This is a genomic window from Frankia tisae, assembly GCF_025403405.1.
GTDB lineage: Bacteria > Actinomycetota > Actinomycetes > Frankiales > Frankiaceae > Frankia > Frankia tisai.
Genome location: NZ_JANEZT010000392.1, coordinates 1 through 5987, shown reverse-complemented (window position 1 = coordinate 5987; position 5987 = coordinate 1). Strand labels below are relative to the sequence as shown.

Genomic DNA, 5987 nt, shown 5'->3' with positions numbered 1-5987 from the left:
GCCTCAGGTGTGCATGGCGTCGGTGATGCGCCCCATCAGGGATCGGCCGGCGGACACCACCGTCTCCCGATCATGCGTGATCGCGAACTCGAACCGACGATCGCGATCCGGACCTCCGTCGGCGAGATCGCGGGCGATGAGCGCGCTGGCGTAGTGCGGTCCGACGACGATCACGGCCCACTCCCCGACCAGCGGGTCCGACGCTGCCAGGGAGACGTCGCACCCGCCCGGACAGGCCGGGCGGGTGAGGCCGGCCGCCAGGACGCCGACGAAGGGACAGACGACGGCCAGGCACGCGTACCGTCGGCTCGTTTTCGGGGTGAGCCACCCGGCGGTCTGAAAGGCGGCCAGCACCACCGGCGGATCACCGAGTGACATTGCCTGCCGCTCGATCTGGTGCGACATCGCCAGGAGAAGCTTCTTGCGGCCGACCCGAAGATCCTTGGCCTCTCGGATGAGCTCGAACGGGGTCGTCGGCGGGTCCGCCGGTCGTTCCGTGAACGGCAGGCGAGCCGTCGACGCGGCCTCGGGAAGCGGCCCCGGGCGGCCGAAGTACCAGCCCTGCCCGTACCTCGCGCCGTACGCGAGGGCCTGCTCCAGATGATCGTGGGTTTCGACGCCCTCGGCCAGGATGACGGCACCGGTCCGCTCGGCGTGCGCCAGGATGGCCGCGATCGTGCGGGCCTGATGCGGCCCTGGTGTCTGCTGCACGAGCGACAGGTCGAGTTTGATGACGTCGGGGGCTACGAACGGCAGCAGGGCGAGTGAATCCGGGTTCACGCCGACATCGTCGAGCGCGATCCCCCAGCCCTGTTCGCGTGCCCATCGGATGGTCCGGAGCAGCTCGGACGGGTGGGTCAACAGCGAGTTCTCCGTCAGCTCGAGTACGATGCGCAGCTTGCGGATCGCCTCGTCGACCAGTCTGCGTGCCGCCGACGACCGCGGGATCACGCAGGACGAGGCCTCCATGTTGACGAACAGGGTCTGTTCGTTTCCCAACGACATGTCGAGCGCGCCCCGCAGGGCGGCGAGCCGGCAGGCCCAGTCGAGTTCCTCCAGGCGTCCCTGGGCCCGGGCTTCGGCGAACACGGTGGTCGGATCGACCCGGCCGGTGGCCGGCCAGCGGGCGAGTGCCTCATATCCGACGACCGCGCCCGATTCCAGGTCGACGAGAGGCTGATAGCTCGGCACCAGGGCGCCGGCCGCCAGGATCTCGTCAAGATCGCATCCGTGGCGGCCGTCAACAGGTACCCGCGCTGCCATCCGCTTACCCCCAGAGGCGGCCGATGAGCCTTGGGCCCCGGGCGGTGATGCGGCGCGGCACCGGCCAGAGGCGACCCACGCCGGCAGGGGCAGCGGCGACGCCGAAGCCCGGATCTCTCAGCTTCAACATGTGACGCTACGCCTCTGCGGCCGTTCCGGTCAGGCGAGGCCGGGGCTGGCCGCCTATCCCACGCGATCGGGGCAGGACACGCCGGCCCAGGACATCACCACACAGTACGAGCTTCGTGCCACCTTCCATCTCCCGCCGACGAGAACGGCGCCCCCGGGAAGGGTGCCGTAGGCGGGCGCGTGGCTCAGCACCACCTCGAAGGGGAGTGACGCGTGGGCCGGGTCGGTGAACACCGGCTCCCCGACCAGCACCCGCGCGCTCGCCGTCGGCTGCGGATGGCGGGCGCGCACCGTTTGCAGCGTCGACCGCAGGGACGCACCGTCGTCGACGGCGGCCAAGGTCGTCTCGATGCTCTGACCGCCCGTGAAGGCCGTGGTGAAGGCCGCCCGGACCTCGGCCGCGGCCGCCGCGACGTCGGCCGGCGGCGAGCCGGGCTCGGGCAGCCCGACGGCCGGCCACAGATCGACGGCACGGTCGGCGGCCGCGCGGATCGCGGCGCCGTCCACGGCGACCCGTGACTCGGGCAGGCCGCGGGCGAGGAAGTCGGCCACGAAGGTCAGCGGACCGGCCGGCGGCAACGGCCAGAGCCAGTACCGCAGCCGGTGCACCTGCTCCGCCCGCGAACTGACGACGCTCGCGGTGGATCCGTAGCTCGCGGCGGAGCCGTACACGAGCCCTCGCCGTACGGCGGGCTGGAAGCCCGACCCATCGAACGGCACATACTGATTCCCCGGCCCGTCCGACGCGGCCCCGGCCGGCAGGGCCGTCAGCAAGGGGCCGCCCGGCTCGCCGAGGCGGCCGGCGACCGGTTCCCCGGGCCCGGCGGCGACGGCTCGCGAGCCGTCGGGAAGCGCGATCCCGAACCGGACCATCCGGGTGGCGTCCCGGTTCCAGCCCACCGCCAGCCGTGGGTCGACACCGGGTTCGGTGCCGGGCCGCAGCCGGATCTCCAGAGTGATCTCCACTCCCGCGGGATACACGGCGAGGAATGCGACGGACACGGCGGTGTCGGCATTGCGGCCGATGGTCAAGGCAAGGGGAACCACTCCGGCGAGCTGGTGGTCCGGTGGGGCGAGCCACGGGCCGACCAGGCGCGGCGGGACGGTCGAGGAGGCATCGTCGAAAAAGTTCATAACTCACCCATCGTGGCGTTACTGCCACGGTCGGGTCAATCGAATGTCGCCGGGCCGCCGCCGGAACACGCGCCGTCGGCGTGAACCTGACCGTGGCCCTGGGTAACCGCGCCACCTACGACCGCAGCGCGCTCGACTCGGTGGGTCCCGCGGCCGCCGGCCCATGCCCCACCCGGGCGAGCGTGCTCAGACGTCAGGATCAGACGTCAGGAGAGGAAATCGACGGCGAGGCGGTCCGGCCCCGTGAGTTCGACGACGCGGAAGCCGGCGACGCGGCTCAGGCCGATGCCGACGTGCACCGTTCCCTCGAAGTCCCCGGCCAGCGCGTAGCTCAGCCCCGACGGGCCGGTGCCGTCGGGTGCCGTGCGCAACGTCGAGGCGCCCTGGTCGTCGTGGGCGGCGGCGGAGGTCAGGACGAGCTCGAACGCCGCCTGGCCGGCCAGCGGCAGCGGCGCCCCCGATCCCGGCCGGACGACCTGCGGCACGAACTGGGCCCGGTAGCCGGGAACACCGCCGGCGAACTCCAGCACGAGCCGGTCGAACCGGACCCCGTTCTCCACGTTGGCCGCGCTGCGCAGCGACACGAGCCGGACGGGCCGGCCCTGCTGCCGCGCCTGCGCCGCCGGCTGACTCGACCAGCTCCGCGCACTGGTCCGCGGCCCGGCCGACGCCACCCCCGAGCCGGCGCTCGCTCCCGCCGACGCCGACGGAGCCGGCGGCCTGGACGTGCCCCCCGGGCTGCCTGACGCCGTGGCGCTACCGGCCGCTGTCGTGGCGGGGGAGTGCACGGTCGGCGAGGAGGGCAAGCCGGCACCGTTGGCTCCAGCGGAGCTGGAGCCGCCGCAACCGACGAGGCCCACCATCAGGGCCGTCATGAAAGCCGTCACGGCGGCAGCGGCACCGCCATGCCGCCCCCGTCGGGCCCGTCGGGCCCCTCGTCGGCCACCGGTCGGACCATCCAGATGAAGGTCCGCCAGCGGCCGGCCGCTCCGTTCGGCCGCGGATCCCGCGGCTGCCGACCCCACCACGACGATGCTTCCCATCCGCAATGCCCCGCTTTCTCCGGACACACGGCACGAAGCCGTCCTACTTGTCATACCCGACGCGTCACGACCATGAACGGGAGCCTCGGGCGGATCTGCACTCGGGCGCATAGCACCGCAGCGGTGCTGGTCGCAATCTCCCGCGGGGCGCTGCCGCGGCGTGCATGTCGCGGAACCGACATCGACCCACAGCATCGGCTCGTGGCCGCGTTCACGGTGCTCGCCCAGGCCTTCTGCCCGAGACCGCTCGAGGCCCCGGCGTGCGCTGGATCCCCGCAATGCAACAGCGCCCGTTCACCTACCGGTCGGCGCTGCGCTGGACCGACAGGCGATGCGATTTCGGCGCCTACGCCCACGGGCTCGAGGCCACCGCGTTCGGGACCAGCGCGGAGGACCGCCCGCATCGTAGATCGATTCCTGTTTCCGCAGGTAGCGGCCAATTTCCCCGCTGGTTCGAGGTGGATTGCTACAGGACTGGGCCGATTTAATAACATTCTGGGGATTCAGCACGCGGAGCGTGGAGGGCGATACCTGCACCACCCGCCGTGCCGCCAAAGGTTCGGCAACTGCGAATAGGGGGACTGATGTCGGTCGGGGAACGGCACCTGCGCCACGGGCCTGCCAGTGGTGGAGCGACCAGCATGGTCACCGGCGGCGGCCGACCAGATCAAGCCGCTACCGCCACTGGCGCCGGGACCCAGGCCGACACCGACACCCGCGATGGCCTGCCCGCCACGACCGGCCGCGCGCGCGCCGTCATCCGGCCGACGACATCACCGCCGCCGGCCGAGGTCATCGCCGGCGACCGGAGGCGCTGGTGGATCGCGATCACGATGATTGCCGCGGTCGCGATCGCCGTCCGACTGGGTTTCCTCTTCGGCTGGCTGTACCCGATGAAGATCGCCGGGGACGCCTTCTACTACCACCACGCCGCGAACCTGTTCGTCGACGGAAAAGGCTGGCCCAACCCGTACGCCTTCATCGACAGGAACGAATACTTGCCGGACGCGCAGCACCCGCCGCTGACCAGTTTGCTGCTTGCCATTCCCTCGCTGTTCGGGCTGCGCAGCTTCGTCGACCACCAGATCTTCTCGTGCCTGCTCGGCGCGCTGTCGGTCGTCGCCGTCGGGCTCGCCGGCCGCCGGATCGCCGGCCCGGTCACCGGCCCGGTCACCGGCCTGATCGCCGCGGCGATCGCCGCCGTCTACCCGGGCATGTGGCTGAGCGACCCGGTGCTCATGTCGGAGACGCCCGCGATCCTCTCCTGCACGCTGCTCATCCTCGCCAGCTACCGGCTATGGGACCGGCGGCGGCCGCTGGACGCGGTCTGCGTCGGGGCCGCCCTGGCCGCCGCGATGCTGGCCCGGACCGAGCTGGCGCTGCTCGCGCTGGTGCTGGCGACACCGGTCGTGCTCAGGCTGCCCGGGCTGCCCTGGACCCACCGGCTCAGGTTGCTCGGGGCCTGTGCCGCGACCAGCGTGCTGCTCATCGCACCCTGGGTTGGCTACAACCTGTCCCGGTTCGAGGAACCGGAGTTCATCTCCAGCGGGCTCGGTGTCACGCTGGCCGTTACCCACTGCGACGATACTTACTACGGTAAGCAACTCGGCTGGTGGTCGCTCGGGTGCGCAGCTTCCCTTCCCGACCAACCGGTGGAGGCGTCCCAGCGCGACAAGTTCTTCCGCGAGGCGGCATTCCGCTATATCGGGGAGAACACCGGACGGCTGCCGACGGTGGCGGCCGCACGACTAGGCCGGACCTGGGCGGTCTACCGGCCGTGGCAGCAGGCGCAGTTCGACACGCTCGAGGAACGCCCGCAGACGGTCAGCAAGATCGGATCGGTGTCGCTGTGGTGTCTGGGCGCGGCCGGCGTCGGCGGCGTGGCCGTCCTGCGGCGCCGACGGGTGCCGGCGTTGCCGCTTCTCGCCACCCCGATCGTGCTTTCCGTAGCATCGATGCTGATCTACGGGACGACCCGGTTCCGCGCCGCGGCTGAGCCCAGCGTCGTGCTACTCGCCGCGATCGGGCTGGGCGCCCTGCTGTCCGCGGTCCTCGCCCGGCGCGAGCGGGCTACGTGGACGCACGTGTTCTGGCACGGTGCGGTGGGGAGTACGGCGGGGGTCGGATTGCATCGCCGGTCTCGGGGCGTGGCCCGCAGCGCCCGCGGGCCCAATGATGTCAGGGCCCGCGGGCGGTCCGGCGCGACGGCTCAGAAACCCTGACTGCGCATGGCGGCGTCCACGTTGGCGGCGTCGGCCGCCGCATATTCGGGAGCGTTCGCCACCACGACTTCGGTGGTGAGGAACAGGCCGGCGATCGACGCGGCGTTCTGCAGGGCGGAGCGGGTGACCTTGGCGGGGTCGATGATCCCGGTGGCGATGAGGTCGACGTACTCGCCGGTGGCCGCGTTCAGGCCGT

4 protein-coding genes and 1 pseudogene are annotated in these 5987 nt (G+C 71.8%); 1 reads left to right on the top strand and 4 read right to left on the bottom strand.

All coding sequences use genetic code 11. The annotated features are described in order from the left end of the window. Window positions 1–3 precede the first annotated feature (3 nt). From NBZ85_RS26365 to NBZ85_RS26355, 3 genes are all read right to left on the bottom strand, one after another. The gene (locus NBZ85_RS26365; protein ID WP_261559792.1) at window positions 4–1263 is read right to left on the bottom strand and encodes a sensor domain-containing phosphodiesterase; all 1260 of its coding nucleotides are present in this window, start codon (window positions 1261–1263) and stop codon (window positions 4–6) included. A gap of 183 nt (window positions 1264–1446) precedes the next feature. Beyond that, entirely contained in the window at window positions 1447–2526 is a 1080-nt protein-coding gene (locus NBZ85_RS26360; protein ID WP_261562804.1) for an MTB12 C-terminal domain-containing protein, read from the bottom strand. 206 nt (window positions 2527–2732) lie between these two features. Further along, window positions 2733–3332 (bottom strand): AMIN-like domain-containing (lipo)protein, encoded by a 600-nt coding sequence (locus NBZ85_RS26355; RefSeq protein ID WP_261559790.1) that lies wholly within the window; start codon window positions 3330–3332, stop codon window positions 2733–2735. 821 nt (window positions 3333–4153) lie between these two features. Between NBZ85_RS26355 and NBZ85_RS26350 the strand changes: the two genes are divergently transcribed. Continuing rightward, window positions 4154–5791: a glycosyltransferase family 39 protein gene (locus tag NBZ85_RS26350; protein WP_261559789.1), complete on the top strand. Its 1638-nt coding sequence runs from the start codon at window positions 4154–4156 to the stop codon at window positions 5789–5791. Here the strand turns inward: NBZ85_RS26350 and NBZ85_RS26345 are convergent. Then, window positions 5779–5987: pseudogene (locus NBZ85_RS26345) on the bottom strand (TCP-1/cpn60 chaperonin family protein); the annotation flags it as partial. The gene NBZ85_RS26350 and the pseudogene NBZ85_RS26345 overlap by 13 nt on opposite strands.